We start from the raw sequence: 18,395 nt of genomic DNA, 5'->3' as shown, positions 1-18,395 counted from the left end.
TGTTATGTTACAAAATTCAATTTATTTCTGTATATATTCACTAATACACTTTAATTGACAAACAGAACAATACGGGAATGGGTAACAAGTAATTGGTAGGGGGAAGACCCATTACCGATTACCTATTACCCATTTCCTAAAAACTTATTACAACTGACTTATGTTACAAAGTTTACATCTGCCAACAACTTACAAATCAGGAGGCAAAATCACGTTATCAATCACATGAATAATGCCATTGCTGGCTTTGATGTCAGGCTGAACTACCTTAGCATCATTCACTGTTACCCCAGCGCTCGGATCAACCTTGACGTTAATCGGACCACCTTCAATGCTTTTGACTTCTCCAGATTTCAAATCACCGGACGATACTGAACCTTTCACCACATGATATTGCAAAATCTTCACCAGGACTTCTTTATTTTCTGGCTTTAACAAATCTTGTACCGCATCTTGTGGCAGTTTGGCAAATGCTGCATCAGTAGGTGCGAAGACTGTGAAAGGACCTTTACCTTGCAAGGTTTCTGCTAGTCCAGCTGCCCTTAAAGCTTTGGTTAGAAACGTAAAGGAGCCGTTGGACTCTGCAACTGCTACCAAATTTTTGCTGCCTGTATCTGCTCCAGGTGCACCAGGCGTGGTGGGTGTACTTGGTGTTGTGGGTGTACCTGGTGTTGTAGGTACTTCTGTTCCAGGCGGCGTGGGTGTGCTTCCAGGGGGAGATGTGGGAGGTGTAGAAGGACTCGTCGTCCCAGCTCCACCAGGACAAGCAGCACGGTTATAAGGACACTCCTGTAAAATACTAGGACTGGGGTTTACTCCTCGTCGTCCTTGTGCCACTGTTGTGTTTTTAGCTGGGTTTTTTTTGGATGTAGCTTGTAGTACAGGTTCACTAGGTGTAGAATAACCTGCATTTACTAATAGGCGTTGAGCATCACTATACGCTGCTTCCTTGAAAATACCAGGATTAGAATTTAATATCTCGCTTGCTCCAGTAGGTAGACCCATAAGGAGACTAATGCCCGTTACTCCTACTATGCCAGCCAACTTGGTCAGCAAATTGCTGTGTTCAACCTTCATAAACTTTGTTTGGCTTTAATTTCCACACATTACCATAATGATTTATATCATCTTGGTAGACAGAAAATCTAACTAAAGAAGTAAGATTTTTTGTCACAAATAAGCCATAAATTATTATGGAAAAATTTGAACATTTTCCTATTGATGAGTTTATAGCCGTTCAAGGCATGAATGAAGTGGATCTAGGGCAAATAAAATTCCTCAACTCATCAGCTAGGTAATGAAAATGAATTCTGTGTTCTCTTGTTCTTTCAAAACGTATTCTATGAAATTGAAAATCGCTATAATTTCCCACCCGCATCAAAGTCTATATCAAATATAGTTGAATGGAAAAAACATTTATAGACTATTGAATTACTTATTGCGTTCCCTGAAAATGAAAATCCCGGCATAATTGCATAATTCCAGCCAAAAGAAAAAGGAATAAGCGCAAGTGAATATATTGAGCAATTGATTAGAAAACATATGAGCAGCACCGCGCATGTGCTACGCATTCACTCGTGGTGCGCTCTCCGACAAAGAAGCCAGTGCAGGCGAGTTGCGTCCCACACGCTCGTTGGAGTGCGCTTTCTGCTTTCATCATTGTAAAATTTATAAGGGAACCACCTACAGGAACTGAAGAATGCTGGAATTATACCAGTTTGAATTATCTCAATACTCAGAAAAAGTGCGTCTGATCCTTGATTATAAAGGGCTGGAGTACCGCAAAATCGAGGTGACGCCAGGGATTGGACAGGTAGAACTATTCCGGTTGACTGGTCAGCGTCAAGTACCAGTTTTGAAGGACGGTAGTAGATATATAGCGGATTCAACGGAGATAGCCAAGTATTTAGACTCACAGTATCCAGAACGCCCTTTGATACCAACCGATCCAAAGAAGCGGGGTGTATGTTTATTAATAGAAGAATGGGCGGATGAATCAATTGGCATTAAAGGTCGCAAAGCACTGTTTTCTGCCATTAGTCAAAACCAGAATTTTCGCAAGTCCTTACTCCCAAGCAACACACCAGATGTGCTCAAAAATCTGGTAGAAGGAGTACCCAGCGACGTACTGACAGTTTTGGGTTTAGGGGTGGGTTATAGCCCAGATGCGATACGTAGCGCGATCGCCGACTTGAAACAAGACTTGGAAGCGCTCGTGTTATTGTTGGCGGATAGTCCTTATTTAGTAGGAGATGAACCGACCTTAGCTGACTTTACCGTGGCGGGTATGTCGATATTGTTGAAGTTCCCGGATGGTCCCTATCTAAATTTACCAGAAACCATCAGAGGCAAAGGAGTCCCCGTATTGGCTGAAAATCCAGCTTACCAACCGTTCTTTGCTTGGCGCGATCGCCTCTACGCGCAATATCGCAAACCACTCATAGGTGGTACCACCACAGCAAGTCCAAATGCGCCTACTTCAATTCAAATTGAGTAATGAGTCAATAGTCATTAGTCATTAGTTATTGGTTCTTAACAAATGACAAATGACAAAACTTTTGTCGCCAATTTTGTCTTGTACAATTACAATGCAACATATGAGAAAGCTCATCACTATGTGATTAATGAAATGAATTTGGACGCTCCATTAGGTTCGGTTATACAAGGCTCTCTCACAGGGGGATTAGAAGTTAGATTGCACCCCGATGTTTCGGTAGAAGATATGCGGGTGGGTAAGTTTTTAGTTGTCCAAGGGGTGCGATCGCGTTTTTTCTGCATGCTCACAGACGTAGCGTTGGGAATTGCCAACCAAAGAATTATTGCTAATCCTCCTAATTGGGAAGACACTTTTTTGCGAGAGATTTTAGCAGGAGGCGGGACATACGGTACCATCAACCTCGCGCCTATGTTGATGTTTACCCCGGAATCTCAAGAATCTTTTTCACCAACAAACGGCAAATCTGCAAATCCCTTTGTTCCATCGACGACAGGTTTGGCATCATTTCAGCCGCAAACCAGCACGACAATGGAACTGCTCCCAGTGAAAACGATTCCCAGCCACTTTAGCCAAGTTTATGAAGCATCCGTTGAAGATTTTCGTAGAGTCTTTGGTTGGGAAGACGATCCTCAAAGGAAAAATTTTTCCATTGGTCAACCACTGGATATGGAGGTACCAGTTTGCCTCGATTTAAACCGCTTTGTAGAAAGAAGCAACGGCGTTTTTGGGAAATCAGGAACTGGCAAATCGTTTTTAACAAGGTTACTCTTAGCTGGGACAATCCGCAAAAATGCTGCGGTAAATTTGATTTTTGATATGCACTCAGAATATGGCTGGGAAGCTGTTTCAGAAGGCAAACAATTTAGCACTGTTAAAGGTTTAAAACAGCTCTTTCCTAGTCTTGTTGAAGTCTACACTCTCGATCCCGAATCCACCAAGCGCCGAGGCGTTTCTCACGCTCAAGAACTCTACTTAAGTTACGACCAAATTGAAGTAGAAGATATTAAGTTATGTAGTCGAGATTTAGGACTTTCGGAAGCGAGTTTGGATAACGCCAATATTTTGTTCGCTGAGTTTGGCAAGTCTTGGATTCTCCAACTCATAAATATGACCAACGAGGAAATCAAGCTCTTTTGTGAAGAGAAGCGAGGACACCAAGGTTCGATTACAGCACTGCAGCGCAAACTCCTGCGATTGGAGAATTTAAAGTATATGCGTGCGGCGTGTCCCCAAAATTACGTCAATCAAATGTTGCGTTCCCTAGAAGCTGGGAAGAATATTGTTGTAGAGTTTGGCTCTCAATCGAATATGCTTTCTTATATGTTGGTGACCAACATGATTACCCGGCGGATTCACCAACACTATGTCAGTAAGGCAGAAAAGTTTTTACAAACAAAAAATCCGAACGATAAACCAACGCAACTGATGATTACGATTGAGGAGGCGCACCGTTTCCTCGACCCAGCGACGGTACAAAGTACAATCTTTGGTACTATTGCCCGGGAGATGCGGAAATATTTCGTAACGCTCTTGGTAGTTGATCAACGTCCATCAGGGATAGATAATGAAGTTATGTCCCAGATTGGCACTCGCATCACCGCCTTACTCAACGATGAAAAAGACATTGAAGCGATTTTTACAGGGGTGTCTGGTGGAGGTGCCTTACGGTCTGTGTTGGCAAAATTGGACTCTAAGCAACAAGCCTTGATTTTAGGTCACGCCGTTCCCATGCCGGTGGTTGTGCGTACCCGTCCCTACGATATCAAATTCTACGAAGAAATTGGCGAAACTGCTTGGGACGAAAAACCAGATGAAGAAGTCTTCGCTGCTGCTGAACTAGCTAAAGCGGATCTCGGGTTTTAGAAATTTTCGATTTGAAATTTGACAATTGGTAGTCGCTAAGTACAGTATTTCATGAATTCGTAATGTTTTGAAACGCAGAGGAGCGCTGAGGTAAACGCAAAGGAGCGCTGAGTCTCGGTTTAAGTTTTCGCGATGGCAATTATGTAGTAAGGAACATTTGGGCTGTTTAAGAGGATGTTTGAAAAGCTTATTTTTATGTATCCAGGCGATTAGAAATCGCGGCTATACAGACAAAACCTGCCTCCGCATTTGCTCAAAAAAGGTGAAAATATATTTTTTCAACGCAAAATAGGAGACACATTTGGCTTTCAAAAAGTGTTTGGTTTTCGCGCAGGTGTTGCGATCCTCCAAGAGGAACTTCAAAGTGCGATCGCTACCTTAGGTGGACAACCAACCAGTAACTTATCCATCATTCTCCAGAAAGATATAAAGATAGGCAGTCGAACTTTTCCAAAAGGACTTGTCTTTAATACTGGTTTGGATGTGGAAAAGGGCGGAACTTTTCCATTAGGATTGAACGCCAAAGCAACCCAGCTCGCGCCCAGTCCCGCCTCGCCCTGAACAAGTTACTGGTACCACCTAAGATTTATACCTTCAACACTCCTGTTCCCATTCCTCCTAACTCTGAGACTTTGGACGTGCCAACACAAGGGATTAGTGACACCCCAAGAGTGACTACGACTTGATTGCTGTGAGACAAACTGGCTTTGAGTCTGCGGGATACCCGTTTCTGGGATAATAACTATCTAGATATTTTCATCTATAACGAGAAAGATGTTATAATCGTAGATAGTTCCTTCCTGCGGATTCTCGGGGGCGTAGTATTGCAACGGGAAGGTTTCGGGCAAAACTTGCTCAAGCAAGTAGACGAGTTCTTTGCCACTGGTCCTGCGGCGCTATCAGCAAACGAAATTCAACTGCGGCGCACTTAGTGCTACAAGATGTTAAAGCGCATCTCCCAACGAGACATTGAAGCTGATTACCGTCGTGTGTGGCTGCTATATACGGTGCTTGAAGACTATTTTGCCTTACGTCAGAAGTGGTATCTCGGTTCAAAGGAGAGTTGGAACTGGCTCAAAACTTACGAAAGAGATAGTTACATGGCTTTTGAAGTGGCTCTCAAGCCTGGAGCGCCCTTTTCGGCTATTGAGTCTTTGGTGAAAAAAGTGATAGCTCTAAACCCAGGTTAAGGGAGAAAACATCTCAACTACCAATTCTCAATTTCCAATTCCCGATTTCTAGATTTCGTGACATCCCTCCATGATGAGAACCATTTCAGTTCGGTTATCCGGCTATGGATGGAGGAATGATTACGGGATTTTAGAGTCACTATAGATAGTGTAACTTTTCAAAATGAGTATTAGACTATTCGTACAATAAGATTGATTTGCATTATAATAGAAAGATTTAACTAAAGTACTTTACGATTAACATGATATATCGTACTATAGAAGATCTAGAAGTCATACTGACTTCGGATTATGATTCTCGCCATCAGGGATTTTAAGGATTAAAAGAATTATTGAAGACAAACCAGTATGGTTATAAACGATTTCAAAATTTAGGGAAGGTAGGGGAACCTATCGAAAAGAGTAACCGTCTTGACAAATTCTGTAGAAATCAATTTTCTCCTGATAGTTCCCCTGGATGCGTATTACGTGTACTAACTTTCCCAATCCGCCCTAGTTATTAAGTATTAATTTTTGTTTACGGAGTAGAGGAAAACGCACCAATGCCTACTGTTGACACCCAAACCGAAAACCTTAACGCCAAATTCACGGCTGATATGGTGCGAACCTATCTGCGCGAGATTGGTCGTGTACCGCTGCTAACCCGTGAGCAAGAGATTGTCTTTGGGAAGCAGGTACAACAAATGATGACGCTCCTGGATGCTAAGGAGGCTTTGACGAAGAAATTGCGCCAGGAACCTAGCTTAGAAGAATGGGCTGCTCATGTTCGCAAATCTGAGACTGAGGTCAAACAGATAGTACACCAAGGCAAGCGGGCAAAGCAGAAGATGATTGAAGCGAATTTGCGCTTAGTTGTTGCCATTGCCAAGAAGTACCAGAAGCGGAACATGGAGTTTCTGGATCTGATCCAGGAAGGAACACTAGGATTAGAGCGGGGTGTGGAGAAATTTGACCCAACGCGTGGTTATAAGTTCTCAACCTACGCTTACTGGTGGATTCGTCAAGCGATTACACGGGCGATCGCTCAGCAAGGTCGTACAATTCGTTTACCGATCCACATTACCGAAAAGCTGAACAAAATCAAAAAAGTGCAGCGTGAACTGGCTCAGAAGTTGGGGCGATCGCCAACTCCTGCGGAAATTGGCAAAGAACTTGAGTTAGAACCAGCCCAGATCCGCGAGTACCTGAACATGGCGCGTCAGCCAGTATCTTTGGATGTAAAAGTTGGCGATAACCAAGATACCGAACTGCAAGAAATGCTCGAAGATGAAGGACCATCACCAGAGTATTACACCACCCAGGAATTCTTGCGCCAAGACTTAAACAATATGCTGGCAGAACTCACCCCGCAACAGCGAGAAGTTTTAGCCCTCCGCTTTGGTTTACTGGATGGAAACGAAATGTCTTTGGCGAAAGTTGGCGAACGGTTGAACCTCAGCCGCGAACGCGTCCGTCAGTTAGAGCATCAAGCCCTTGCTCATCTGCGTCGTCGTCGTGCCAATGTTAAAGAATACGTTGCTAGCTAATCGAAAGACGTAGCATTGCTACCTCTTGAATGAATCATGGCAACGCGCCTCCTGAATTCAGGGGGCGATTTTTTTATGAGGAGAACACAGAACACAGAACTCAGAACACAGAACTTAACAATGACCTCCACAGATGAATCCACTTGCTGTGTGAGCTTATATCAAGCCTGGTACAGTGGGACGCTCGTTAAGTCTGAACTTAAGACAAGAGAATTTTTGAGGGTTATCTTTAAAAATTCCCAAGTTCTTCACAATTGCAGCTTAAAGTTAAACCAGCTGAGTATTGAAGTGCTTTCTTGGTCATGCGTTACCATTTTCCCCTACTTCCCTATATTCACGTGATCTTTGCCAAAATTTCTGGACGAAATCCGGAATGAACAGAATTGCTTGTGTAGTTTAGCTTGTTCATACATTAGAGAGATGACTCTAGGAAAAAGGTGTCAATTGTTTTTGAAATTAAATAATGAAAAAGAAAAATACTAAAAATTAGATTTTCATTTTTTATTTTTCATTTTTCCAAACAATCATCCTATGGGGTGAACCTAATGGGTGAAGCGCGAATAGACCGAATAATGGTAGGTTAAGATCATCGCCGAAAATTCAATGAAAAATTTATTTGTTGGCAAAGATTTCTCCAGACAATATAAATCAAACCATTGACGGAGCCTTTATATATCAATACTTCAGTAAGTTGTAAGTAAGTTGTAGAAAACCCAGATAATTTTTTTACAGGAGTAGTAGGGTGGCTAACAACATCAAAAAGTTTGTTTCCTCAAGTTTATTAGGAATCCCCTTTGTAGGCGGACTTCTCATCCTTGGTTTTGTTGCTAATTTTCCGAAACCAGTACTCAGTAACCAAACTGCATACGTTGATCCATCCACGGTGTCCTCTACAGATTCTCAGTTACCAACTTACACTTGGTTGCAAAGTCATCCTTCGCCTGCTTCAGAATTCAGTGGGGACAAGCAAGCCCGTTTGCGCAAAGCACTGACAAAATCAGTGAGTGTTCTAGGTCATGTCACTCAACCAAATATCACTCAACCAAATAATTTAGAAATGGTCTCTACAACAACCACAGCAAAGGTTGTAGAACCCCAAACATCTGCCAAAAAAGCCACAGCTGCGGCTACAGGAGCTAAATTTCCCCAACAAGATGGTGTTTACCTTTATGGTCAATCGCCAAAATCAGGTGAACTCGGGCAGGGCTATATCATATTTGAGAAACGGCAGAGCAAAGTGATTGGTGCGCTCTATATGCCAAGCTCTGAGTTTAGTTGTTTTAATGGGACACTCCAGTCTTCAGGACAGTTGGCAATGACGGTAACAGGTTATCCTGGTGATAAAAGCCCTACTCAGGTAGCGACAAACAATACATTGCCTCGGGTTATGGATGATGAGTCCAGTAATTATGCCCACTCTGTCACGCTGCAAGATTATTATCCGGTCAATGGAATCGCTAGCAGCGATCGCCAAGTTTTACAAATGTGTCAAAGCGGTATCAGTCAGTAGGAAATCAAAAATAACCGACAATTTGCAATACACAAATTGACACGTTTGTCAATATTCAATTCCTGGTTGCGCCTTAATGCCTTGATCGCGGAACGGATGCTTAATGAGAGACATTTCTGTCACCAAGTCGGCTTGTTCAATCAATGCCGTGGGAGCACCTCTGCCCGTGAGAATAACATGATTGTCAGGTGGCTTTTGAGCCAACCCGGCTAAAACTTCTTCAACTCCTAAATAACCAAGTTTAAGAGCTATATTAATTTCATCCAACAGCACCAGCTTGAAATCTGGGTTGCGGATATATTCTAATCCTTTTTGCCAAGCTTCGACAGCTTTTTCAATATCGCGATCGCGGTCTTGGGTTTCCCAAGTGAAGCCTTCGCCCATAGCATGAAATTCTAATAAATCATCTTGCCAAATACTGAAAACTCTTTTTTCCGCAGGTTCCCAAGCTCCTTTGATAAATTGAATAATCGCGACTTTATAACCATGACCAAGCGCACGCAACACCATTCCTAGCGCCGCCGTGGTTTTTCCCTTGCCATTACCAGTATTTACGATAATTAACCCTTTTTCAGTAGAGGCATTAGTAACTCGCACCTCCTGCACTTGTTTGCGTCGCTCCATCTTTTTGCGGTACTGTTCTGACGTCAGGGAGGAATTCTCCCCAACAGCTACATCACTAGTGGTTGCCCAAGTTTCATCGGTTTGCATGGCGCTGGCATTGAATTCAGTGTCATTACTACTAGGATGAACCAAAACAGTCAATTTGAAGCAAGCGAACTCAATTGCGCGAAACAGAATTTCTGTTATTCAAGGCGATATGACTTAGCTACAGGTAGATGCTATTGTGAACAATCGCTACAGGAAAAACTAAACTAAACAGTTTAGTTTAGTTTACATTTGATTGCAGCTTCCGTTACACTACCCAAGGCATTCCCTTAAATTCACTGATAGAAATGTTAATTATATAACAAAAAAATCTCAAAATTTGGTACTATGACCAGTGAAAAATTTGTCACACAGCAACCTCAGTAGTATCAGAAAAAATATATATAAAAAATTTTGATAAACAACGTCAGGTGCTGAAAAAGCACGAATTGAAGGGAATATCAAATTTTTATGAAATTAAGTGTGATCGTACCCTGTTTCAATGCTGCGGATACCATCGCTTTTCAATTGGAGGCGTTGGCTAAGCAGCAATGCTCCGATCCATGGGAGATTGTTGTTGCCGACAACGGCTCAACTGATGACACAGTGGCGATCATCAAACAATATCAGCACCGCATACCTCATCTTCGTTTTGTCGAAGCATCTGCTCGCAGAGGTTCTGCCCACGCGCGCAACGTTGGTGCAAATGTTGCCAAGGGTGTTGCCTTTGCATTCTGCGATGCTGACGACGAAGTTGCCCCAGGATGGGTAGCAGCTATGATTGAAGCACTCTCCAAACACGACTTAGTTGCAGGTTGCAACGAGTACTCGAAACTGAATCAACCGTGGGTCATTGAGTGCTGTGCATACGCAGAGGGCAATGGAGTTAACAAACATCCATATTTTCCATATGCAGGTGCCAGTAATCTTGGTGTCAAGCGTTCAGTCCATGAAATGGTCGGTGGTTTCGATGAAACAATGCTCTCACTCCAAGACGTTGACTACTGCTGGAGGATTCAAGAGGCAGGGAAAACACTTGACTCTGCAAAAGATGCACTCGTTCATTTCCGGTTTCGCAACACCATTGAAGGTTTGTACCGTCGATCTTGGAAATTAGCTTGTTACGACGTTTTGCTACATAAAAAGCATCAACAAGTGGGTATGCCTAAGTTGATCAAATGGCAGGGGTTTGTCAAAGACGCAGTCATTCTTGCTTTGAAATTTATGCTGAGAGTTCGTGATAGAGAAAGTTTAGTGAGGTGGTTATTAAATTTTGCCTGGTTTGCAGGACATTTGCACGGTTGCATAAAGTATAAGTATCTTCCCTAATCAACCTACCATCTCTGGTCTAGGAGATATGATCAACCAAAACACTTAAGAATGCAACGACGGCTGATTTATGGAAAATAGAGCTTCCGTTATCCAAGACGATATTACTCAACTACAGGTAGATGCTATTGTGAATGCTGCCAACAGCACCCTGTTAGGAGGAGGCGGTGTAGATGGCGCGATACATCGTGCCGCCGGACCAGAACTTTTGGAAGAGTGTCGCAAGTTACACGGATGCGATACTGGGCAAGCAAAGATAACTTTTGGTTATAAACTTCCGGCAAAGTGGGTCATTCACACCGTTGGTCCTGTATGGGAAGGTGGGAATTCTGGTGAAGATGAGCTATTGGCACAGTGTTATCGCAACAGTCTAGCGTTAGCAGTGCAAAATGGCATAAAAACCATTGCTTTTCCAGCCATTAGCACAGGCGCTTATGGTTTTCCGCTTCACCGGGCTACTAAAATTGCTGTTAGTGAAGTTAATAAGTTTTTACAGAGCAATGATTCCCTAGAACAAGCCATTTTCGTTTGTTTTGGGCAAAACGCTTACAATTGCTACTTGCAGGTGATGCAAGAAATCACTCAAAGGTAGATACGATTGTATCCTGTCTGTTTATTCAGATTTGACATCTAGTCGTCCATAGAATACAAGTCTGGGGCTAACTAGAAAGTGATGCTCTCAGCGCTCACTGCAAGCAGTGACGGATGTCTAGTAAACTTATCAGTTATTTCTTTGGGGGCTACCAAAAAATGTCAAAACAGCTGGGTAAAAAAATCTCACCTGCACCGATGCCAACTGATATCGGCGTCGTCGATTTGATTGATAATTACTTCACCGCCTACAATTCAGCACGGTTACGGGAGATATGTCATCTCCTTAGTCGAGATGTCTTTAAGGAAGGCGTGACGGTAGGAGTCAGCCTTTCTGGTGCGATGACACCAGCAGGATACGGAGTTTCTGCACTGGCACCGTTAATCCGCAACGGATTTATTGACTGGATCATCAGCACTGGTGCTAACCTTTACCATGATATGCACTATGGGCTAGGTTTTGAACTGTTCGCTGGCAATCCGTTTTTGGATGATGTGAAGCTCCGCCAGCAAAGTACTATCCGTATTTATGACATTATCTTTGGCTATGATGTGCTGTTGGAAACAGATGCTTTCATCCGTAAAGTTTTGCAAGCAGAACCATTCCAAAAACGGATGGGAACTGCGGAATTTCATCATCTACTAGGCAAGTATGTCCGGGAAGTAGAAAAGCAACTGGGGGTTAAGCATTCCTGCCTGATCGCTACGGCTTATGAGTGTGGAGTCCCGATTTATACATCATCGCCGGGTGATAGTTCCATTGGTATGAACGTTGCCGCATTGTCGTTGGAAGGTTCCAAGCTAATCTTAGACCCTTCGATAGATGTCAACGAGACGGCAGCTATTGCCTACTCTGCGCGGGAGACAGGAGGCAAGAGTGCAGCTGTTATTATTGGTGGTGGCAGTCCGAAAAACTTTTTGCTACAAACACAACCGCAAATTCATGAAGTTTTGGGACTAGAAGAACGAGGACACGATTACTTTGTCCAGTTCACCGATGCCCGTCCAGATACTGGAGGGTTATCTGGAGCAACACCCTCGGAAGCTGTAAGTTGGGGTAAGATTGACCCAGATGAGTTACCCAGCACCATCGTTTGTTATACTGATAGCACAATTGCACTGCCGTTAGTCACAGCTTACGTTTTAAACCAAAGTCAGCCTCGTTCTTTGAAGCGGCTGTATGACAAGCGCGAACAGATGCTAGAAAAGCTGCGGACAGATTATTTAGCAGCTAAAACCCAATCAGTAGATGAAATACCAGCTGCTGTGACTGATGGCGGTTCTCCCCAAGAAGTCGCAACTTATCCTGTAGGCAGGTTGATTCCTAATACCGGAGGTGGGGAGTAGGGGAAGATGAGGGAGATAAGGGAGATAAGGGAGCAATATTCTCCTCATCACTTGCGACTGACTAACACATAAGTCGTCATCTTCCCTTTGCCTTTGATTTCGATTTCACCACGTTTTTCAAATAGGAATTCATCACGTAAACATTTGTAGGTAATTTCTGTGACTTGAATTTTGCCAGCCAAGCCCTGAGATTGCATACAGCTGGCAATTTTTACTGTGTCTCCCCAGAGGTCGTAGGTAAACTTTTTCATGCTAATGGCTTCCGCCGCCACCGGACCGCTATGAATGCCGATACGGATGCTAAAGTTTTTGTTATTTTCAGTATTGAACTGGGCGATCGCTGTTTGCATATCTAACGCCATCTGGGCGATCGCAAAGGTGCCAGTGTCCTCAAGGGCGATCGCTTGGGCGTGGTTTGGGTATCCCCTAGGCAGACCACCAACTACCATATAAGCATCACCGGTAGTCTTAATCTTCTCCAAACCATATCGCTCGGTAAGTTGGTCGAAAACTGAAAAAATTTTGTTGAGTATGTTGACTAATTGAACCGCTGTTATTTGAGAGGCGATTTCAGTAAGACCTACAATATCTGCAAACAGAACTGTGACATTAGCAAAGTCTTCTGCAATTGTACCTGCTTCTTCTTTCTGGCGGTTGAAGATTGCTTCTGGTAAAATATCCAACAAAACGCGTTCGGTTTCTTGCTGTTGATGGCGTAGTGCTTCCTCTGCTACAATGGAGTCAGTGATGTTACGAAAAATGCCGCGAGTGGCAACTGGTTTTCCTTCTACAAATTTACAATTAATATTCCCTTCGACAAAGATTTTTTGACCATCTTTAGAAACGAATACAGTTGTCAGTTGTTCGAGTTTTTCCCCTGACATCACGCGACAAAATAGTTCCCGAGATTCTTCTTGAAAATCGGGATGGATGATGTCAAACAAATTTATCTTGTGAATTTCAGCTTGAGTATATCCTAAAGTTTTAAGCCACGCTCGATTAACATATTCCAAACGACCATAGGGAGTCACAGACTGAATCAAGTCGTTAGCGTTTTCAAACAAATCTCGATACCGTTCTTCGCTTTCCAGTAGCGCTGACTCTGCTTGTTTGCGTTTGATAAATTGAGCAATTTGGCTACCTATAGAAACCATCATTTGCAGCAGGTCTGCATCTTTTGATTGTACATCCCGGCTCAAGAAAATCATCACGCCTAACATTTCATTGTCAGCCAAGATGGGAAAGCCAAATGCTGTATGCAATCCCGCTTCAACAGCGGCTTGCGATCGCCTCTCTGAGGCGGCTTCGTTGAAGCATCGCCCGTCAGCGCCCTGTTCCTTGCCCAATCGCTCAATATTAGTATGATTAGTATGATGTGATATATGACTCATCCAAACGGGCGATCGCGTCACCCAAATTTGACCAGGTAACCCTACACTAGGGGTATAAGTCGTTTGCCAAGTGATTGCTTTGAACTCTTGCGCAGCAAGTGTTCGACTCGACCAAATTTCCACACACCTGAGAACTGGATTGACACTGCATCGCTGCACCGATGCTTCTATATATTGATTTGATGTCCAAAGTTCTCCTAAATCCCATGCCAGGTTTTCACAAATTGCTTGTATAATCTTCGGAATCGCCTGCTTAACACTTTGAGACTTTGATAAGATACGGGTTATAGCATATTGTGCATTGTTACGTTGTTGTCTGCGCTGTCTGGCGGTAATATCTCGACCAATGTATACAATATCTTCTAACCCATCTATTTTTTTCTTAATAACTAAACAAGAAAAAGCAATCAGTATTTTTTCTTTTGTTTTCTTGCAACAAACAATTTCTCTCTTTTGAAAACTTTTTTTATATAAAGAAACCTGTTGGAAAGCTGGTTCCCAAATTTTATTCTGTTCAAATATTAAATCAATCGGTTGATTTATTAATTCTTCTTCACTATAACCAAATAATTCTAATGCTGCAGTATTGACTTTCTTTATTTCGCCTAACTTAGTCGTTATTAGTAAGGCATCTGCCATTGAGCTAATAACTTTTTCGATGTAGTTTTTATATGCTGCTAAAACACTATATAGTAACTTCGCATCATTTATTCTCTGAGATAATCTTTGCTTTAAAATCATCTTTTTTGCTACATTCTCAAAAATAACCATTCATCTCTTGTCAGATTTTTCCCCTGAAGTCTTTAATAATATAGATAAAAATATAAATAGCATTGGTTTCCAGAATCTCGTCCAATTGCTTTGAATCTAAATATTTGTTGCTCTCCTTTATAGATTTAAGGATATCTTCAATTCCTATAAATTCAGGAAAACTTAGGTTTAACTCTTTCGCCCCTGCTCGTCTGCCCCCTGCTCTCCTGGCTCTTCGGTCAATAATTACCTATTGGCAAACGATGAATTAGATTGGTGTTGATGACTCTAAATTCAGAACATCTGCGATTTTTCAGAACTCGTGAACATGATTTTAGGGTTTGACTGCTGTTATCGACAATTTGTACCACTAAATATATATTCACTCATAAATGTTTATTTAAAAATATCTCTTGTGAAGGATTTACCTTTTTCAAAAATCACTATAATTACCTGTCTCAGGGTTTCACGAAAATTACTCAAACACGACCGCCGCTACATTAATCCTCTCCAAAACAGGACTTCCTTGGCTTTAAAGGCGGGTTTTTCTGTCAATAAGGACTATTGAAGAAGAACACATAGGTCAGAACGCAGAACTCAGAATCAATTGAATCGGTGCAGCACCTAACCAATTGTAGACACCGTGTTAACTGTCGTTATTTAAACCCCTTTCTGGAGTCACCCAGTCGTACAGAAGTTCATTCTGACTTCTGACTCCTGAGTTCTGAGTTCTTTTTGTTAATTAAGAATTACTGCCTTTTTTGCCCCCATCACAGATATCTGTGGGTGCCGTAATTGTACTTGTGGGGGATGTTGTCCTGTTTTGTCATGGTTTACCGCAACCAAGCTCCCAGGGGGTTTTCTATGAGTAGATAGGTCAGTTGCAGGTCAAGAGTGAGCTTTCCTCAGTCCAGGGGTTTCTTGGGCAGAAAATCTGATGGAGAACCCGGAGTCAAGACCATTTGGAGAGGTTTACGACGATTACATGATATCGCCTTAACCTGGAAACTACTCGAGTGTGATTCCCCATCAGCTTTTAGTGTTAACGTTAGCGTAAGCACAAAGCGTGCCGTATCTCCTCCGGAGACGCTTCGCGTTAGCCGTAAGGCGTGCGCTTTGCGCATACGGCGGTAGCCGTGGCCGTACCCACTAGGCATCGCGCAGCGTGTCGCGATCGCGACTTAGCTCGTTGCTTTAGGAGGCGAGCCTGTGACAATCTCCCCTTAAACACGTTTTTGCTTTTCTGTCAAGGCGTTTAATTTTACCAATATCGACTATTATTGTGTTGTCAAACTTACAGCAATGTTAAGAAAGATCCGGGCAATGCATAGCCGATGCCTTGGAGAGGGGATGGGGGTGAGGTGATACGCGTGAAGGCAGTTGAGTATAAATCTAAACAGAAGCTTTCAACTGTTCCTCAGAAACCCAAGCACCGTGGAACCCATATGGTACTCGCTGGGGAATTAACACCCGCGCTACTGGTTCACCTGTGATATCCTGAGCATTCACGACTACGAGTTCAGAAGTCTCCTCTACAGTATCGTAAACGAAAGTCACCAGCCAGCCATCATCTTCATCCTTAGCACCAGGACGCGGTACAAATACAGCTTCACCGCCATAGCGCCCTCTTCCAAATGCATGAGTTTCGGACTTGCCAGCGCTGAGGTCGTACTTGATGATACCCTCGAACAAAGGCATGGAACCTTTCGCCGCTTTGGCAGTGTATCCGTATCGGGTTTTTTGCCCTAACAGATTTTCATTGATACGGGGAAATTCAGAGGCGATATCATCCAGCATCTCTTCGCTGACTTTGCCCGTTTTCACGTTAAACCGCCAACGATGCAGGCGGGGGATATCTGCTTGCGAATCGATGTGTGTGTCTTGCGGCACATCCAAGACAGTGGTAGAATTCATGCGACAAGCAATCAGCACGACCTCGTCTCCTTCTTCGTAGGCATTGAGAGTGTGGAAGATATAGCAAGCGGGGCTCTCAAACCAGCGAATGTTACTGTTATTACCGTAACGGGGAACAATACCAAAGCGACTGGGTTTGTCGCGCTCAAACTTCATCATTGGTTCGCCCCGTTTCATCCTTTCCTTACTGAAAGTCAGCGGCAAATCCATAAAAATTGTGTAGTCTTCAGTGATGGCAAAATCGTGCATCATCACCGCCATTGGTATATCAATAGGTTCCGTCTGCAAAAGTTCGCCTTCTGGTGAAACCACGCTGTATTGCACGTATGGTGGTGCGAAACCGTAACCGAAGAACATCATCTCACCCGTCACTGGGTCTACCTTGGGATGAGCAGTCACCGCCGAAATGAGCTTGCCATTGTAGGTATATTCACCAATAGTCTTTAACTCAGGAACCCTAATTGCGTGAGGTGCACCCCCCTCCCACAGCGCTAAGAGTTGACCTGCATGCCATACAAGAGCTGTGTTAGCCGGATTCTTCATTGGTTTAGGAAGACTGTTTTTTTGGGGCGGTTCTAGTAAGCCAGTCCAAACAGCTTTACTTACTTCGTTCTCGATTTTCCAAGCTTTTGTCCGCACATACCGATTGCGATAGGTAGCTTTGCCGTTGCTAATTCGTACCCCATGCAACATCCCATCGCCATCAAACCAATGATACTTTCCGATGGGTGTCCATTGCGGATTAGGACCATTGCGCACGAACATTCCTGATAAGTCGGGAGGTAGTTCACCTATGACTTCCAGAGTGTTAACGGTGCTTTCTTCACGCACTGGCGCAAAGTTACCATCGAGATAAGGATTGACTTTTGTTGTTGCCATGATTCCTGTCCGAAGCTGAAATGACTATATTATCGGCACTTCGTTATATTAGCCATAGCCCTTACTATAGATAACAATTACAGGAATTTGAACTAGGAATAGTACATGGGAGTACAAGCGCGACGGGCGTGGGAGACTGATGTACAGACGCTTTCATCTCTAGCGCGTCTCTACAATGACTAGTGACCAATCAAAAATCCTAATTGATATGAGTCTAACTCTTTATTTCCTCCGTCATGGACAGACACAATACAGCCGTAATAATTTCTTCTGTGGTTCGATAGATCCAGAACTTACGCCAGATGGTTTGGAGATGGCTAAGGCTTTTGCTGCTGCATACAGTTCTACCCCCTGGAGTGCAATTTTTTGCAGTCCAATGAAGCGAACGATCGCCACAGCAAAACCTTTGTATGAAGCAATCGGGATGCAACCAGAACTCCGGGATGGCTTGAAGGAAATCAACTATGGCAAATGGGAAGGCAAAACACCAGAGACGGTGAACCTGGAATTTCATGATGATTATATTCGCTGGTTGGCAGATCCGGCTTGGTATGCGCCTACGGGTGGGGAAATGGCAATTGCGATCGCATCTCGTGCTACGCAGGTGATTGAAGAAATCAAGCAACTTTACAGTAGTGGGAATGTTTTAATTGTTTCCCACAAAGCAACCATCAGGATTATGCTATGCAGTTTGTTGGGAATTGATGTGGGACGCTTTCGCTACCGATTGGGATGCCCAGTAGGGTCTGTAAGTATTGTAGAATTTGGCTCACATGGTCCTCTACTCAAGGCGTTGGCTGACCGTACTCATTTTAATGAGCGGTTGCGTAATTTACCAGGAACTTAAGTGAGATATTGCAGGCATCTTGCCTGCCCCACAAGAGGCGTCCCCACCCCTGAAAGGGGATGGGCTTTCTGCTCTCAACACTGTAACGCCAATCATCAAGATACCGCGTAGAG

Annotated in this window: 15 protein-coding genes and 1 pseudogene; 12 read left to right on the top strand and 4 right to left on the bottom strand. The window is 43.3% G+C overall.

Annotation, left to right across the window (positions count from 1 at the left end):
* Positions 1-189 precede the first annotated feature (189 nt).
* The gene (locus AACT52_RS32840) at positions 190-1,077 is read right to left on the bottom strand and encodes a fasciclin domain-containing protein (protein WP_073634799.1); all 888 of its coding nucleotides are present in this window, start codon (positions 1,075-1,077) and stop codon (positions 190-192) included.
* Positions 1,078-1,699: 622 nt separating this feature from the next.
* Here AACT52_RS32840 and AACT52_RS32835 point away from each other — a divergent pair.
* The 7 genes from AACT52_RS32835 (at position 1,700) to AACT52_RS32805 (ending at position 8,586) form a co-directional block, all read left to right on the top strand.
* A complete protein-coding gene (locus tag AACT52_RS32835; protein ID WP_073634798.1) occupies positions 1,700-2,497 on the top strand; it encodes a glutathione S-transferase family protein in 798 nt (265 codons plus the stop codon).
* 132 nt (positions 2,498-2,629) lie between these two features.
* On the top strand, positions 2,630-4,360 hold the full coding sequence (locus AACT52_RS32830) for a helicase HerA domain-containing protein (protein WP_073634815.1): 1,731 nt from the start codon (positions 2,630-2,632) through the stop codon (positions 4,358-4,360).
* Between the two features lie 315 nt (positions 4,361-4,675).
* Positions 4,676-4,921 carry a hypothetical protein gene (locus AACT52_RS32825; RefSeq protein ID WP_143172935.1) on the top strand — a complete coding sequence of 82 codons (246 nt, stop codon included), beginning with the start codon at positions 4,676-4,678 and terminating at the stop codon, positions 4,919-4,921.
* A gap of 146 nt (positions 4,922-5,067) precedes the next feature.
* Positions 5,068-5,292: a hypothetical protein gene (locus tag AACT52_RS32820; RefSeq protein ID WP_073634796.1), complete on the top strand. Its 225-nt coding sequence runs from the start codon at positions 5,068-5,070 to the stop codon at positions 5,290-5,292.
* 9 nt (positions 5,293-5,301) lie between these two features.
* A complete protein-coding gene (locus AACT52_RS32815) occupies positions 5,302-5,550 on the top strand; it encodes a hypothetical protein (RefSeq protein ID WP_073634795.1) in 249 nt (82 codons plus the stop codon).
* 542 nt (positions 5,551-6,092) lie between these two features.
* A complete protein-coding gene (locus AACT52_RS32810) occupies positions 6,093-7,076 on the top strand; it encodes an RNA polymerase sigma factor, RpoD/SigA family (protein ID WP_073634794.1) in 984 nt (327 codons plus the stop codon).
* Positions 7,077-7,818: 742 nt separating this feature from the next.
* Positions 7,819-8,586 (top strand): hypothetical protein, encoded by a 768-nt coding sequence (locus AACT52_RS32805; RefSeq protein ID WP_073634793.1) that lies wholly within the window; start codon positions 7,819-7,821, stop codon positions 8,584-8,586.
* Positions 8,587-8,634: 48 nt separating this feature from the next.
* On the opposite strand, the gene cobO is transcribed toward AACT52_RS32805, so the two are convergent.
* Positions 8,635-9,297: a cob(I)yrinic acid a,c-diamide adenosyltransferase gene (gene cobO, locus AACT52_RS32800; RefSeq protein WP_073634814.1), complete on the bottom strand. Its 663-nt coding sequence runs from the start codon at positions 9,295-9,297 to the stop codon at positions 8,635-8,637.
* A 408-nt stretch (positions 9,298-9,705) separates the two neighbouring features.
* On the opposite strand from cobO, the gene AACT52_RS32795 reads away from it, so the two are divergent.
* The 3 genes from AACT52_RS32795 to AACT52_RS32785 all read left to right on the top strand — a co-directional run bounded on the left by AACT52_RS32795 (position 9,706) and on the right by AACT52_RS32785 (position 12,501).
* The gene (locus tag AACT52_RS32795) at positions 9,706-10,563 is read left to right on the top strand and encodes a glycosyltransferase (RefSeq protein ID WP_073634792.1); all 858 of its coding nucleotides are present in this window, start codon (positions 9,706-9,708) and stop codon (positions 10,561-10,563) included.
* Between the two features lie 70 nt (positions 10,564-10,633).
* A complete protein-coding gene (locus tag AACT52_RS32790) occupies positions 10,634-11,155 on the top strand; it encodes an O-acetyl-ADP-ribose deacetylase (RefSeq protein WP_073634791.1) in 522 nt (173 codons plus the stop codon).
* Positions 11,156-11,313: 158 nt separating this feature from the next.
* Positions 11,314-12,501, top strand: a complete 1,188-nt coding sequence (locus tag AACT52_RS32785) for a homospermidine biosynthesis protein (protein WP_073634813.1) — start codon at positions 11,314-11,316, stop codon at positions 12,499-12,501.
* A gap of 47 nt (positions 12,502-12,548) precedes the next feature.
* Here AACT52_RS32785 and AACT52_RS32780 read toward each other — a convergent pair whose 3' ends face one another.
* Positions 12,549-14,633: an adenylate/guanylate cyclase domain-containing protein gene (locus AACT52_RS32780; protein WP_233154136.1), complete on the bottom strand. Its 2,085-nt coding sequence runs from the start codon at positions 14,631-14,633 to the stop codon at positions 12,549-12,551.
* A 924-nt stretch (positions 14,634-15,557) separates the two neighbouring features.
* Here AACT52_RS32780 and AACT52_RS32775 point away from each other — a divergent pair.
* Positions 15,558-15,671: pseudogene (locus tag AACT52_RS32775) on the top strand (IS4 family transposase); the annotation flags it as partial.
* Between the two features lie 363 nt (positions 15,672-16,034).
* On the opposite strand, the gene AACT52_RS32770 reads toward AACT52_RS32775, so the two are convergent.
* Positions 16,035-17,435 carry a carotenoid oxygenase family protein gene (locus AACT52_RS32770; protein WP_073634789.1) on the bottom strand — a complete coding sequence of 467 codons (1,401 nt, stop codon included), beginning with the start codon at positions 17,433-17,435 and terminating at the stop codon, positions 16,035-16,037.
* Between the two features lie 208 nt (positions 17,436-17,643).
* Between AACT52_RS32770 and AACT52_RS32765 the strand changes: the two genes are divergently transcribed.
* Positions 17,644-18,282 carry a histidine phosphatase family protein gene (locus tag AACT52_RS32765; protein ID WP_073634812.1) on the top strand — a complete coding sequence of 213 codons (639 nt, stop codon included), beginning with the start codon at positions 17,644-17,646 and terminating at the stop codon, positions 18,280-18,282.
* The last annotated feature ends 113 nt before the right edge of the window (positions 18,283-18,395 follow it).

This window comes from Scytonema sp. HK-05 (genome assembly GCF_963872035.1).
Lineage (GTDB): Bacteria > Cyanobacteriota > Cyanobacteriia > Cyanobacteriales > Nostocaceae > Kalymmatonema.
The sequence above is the reverse complement of the archived record's forward strand: the minus strand, read 5'-3'. Positions and strand labels throughout refer to the sequence as shown.

Excerpts from the sequence above, each read along its gene's own strand:
- AACT52_RS32830 (WP_073634815.1), top strand. The coding sequence starts at position 2,630 with ATGAATTTGGACGCTCCATTAGGTTCGGTTATACAAGGCTCTCTCACA.
- AACT52_RS32815 (WP_073634795.1), top strand. The coding sequence starts at position 5,302 with ATGTTAAAGCGCATCTCCCAACGAGACATTGAAGCTGATTACCGTCGT.
- AACT52_RS32790 (WP_073634791.1), top strand. The coding sequence starts at position 10,634 with ATGGAAAATAGAGCTTCCGTTATCCAAGACGATATTACTCAACTACAG.
- AACT52_RS32785 (WP_073634813.1), top strand. The coding sequence starts at position 11,314 with ATGTCAAAACAGCTGGGTAAAAAAATCTCACCTGCACCGATGCCAACT.
- cobO (WP_073634814.1), bottom strand. The coding sequence starts at position 9,297 with ATGCAAACCGATGAAACTTGGGCAACCACTAGTGATGTAGCTGTTGGG.
- AACT52_RS32795 (WP_073634792.1), top strand. The coding sequence starts at position 9,706 with ATGAAATTAAGTGTGATCGTACCCTGTTTCAATGCTGCGGATACCATC.
- AACT52_RS32840 (WP_073634799.1), bottom strand. The coding sequence starts at position 1,077 with ATGAAGGTTGAACACAGCAATTTGCTGACCAAGTTGGCTGGCATAGTA.
- AACT52_RS32835 (WP_073634798.1), top strand. The coding sequence starts at position 1,700 with ATGCTGGAATTATACCAGTTTGAATTATCTCAATACTCAGAAAAAGTG.
- AACT52_RS32810 (WP_073634794.1), top strand. The coding sequence starts at position 6,093 with ATGCCTACTGTTGACACCCAAACCGAAAACCTTAACGCCAAATTCACG.
- AACT52_RS32765 (WP_073634812.1), top strand. The coding sequence starts at position 17,644 with ATGAGTCTAACTCTTTATTTCCTCCGTCATGGACAGACACAATACAGC.
- AACT52_RS32780 (WP_233154136.1), bottom strand. The coding sequence starts at position 14,633 with ATGATTTTAAAGCAAAGATTATCTCAGAGAATAAATGATGCGAAGTTA.
- AACT52_RS32770 (WP_073634789.1), bottom strand. The coding sequence starts at position 17,435 with ATGGCAACAACAAAAGTCAATCCTTATCTCGATGGTAACTTTGCGCCA.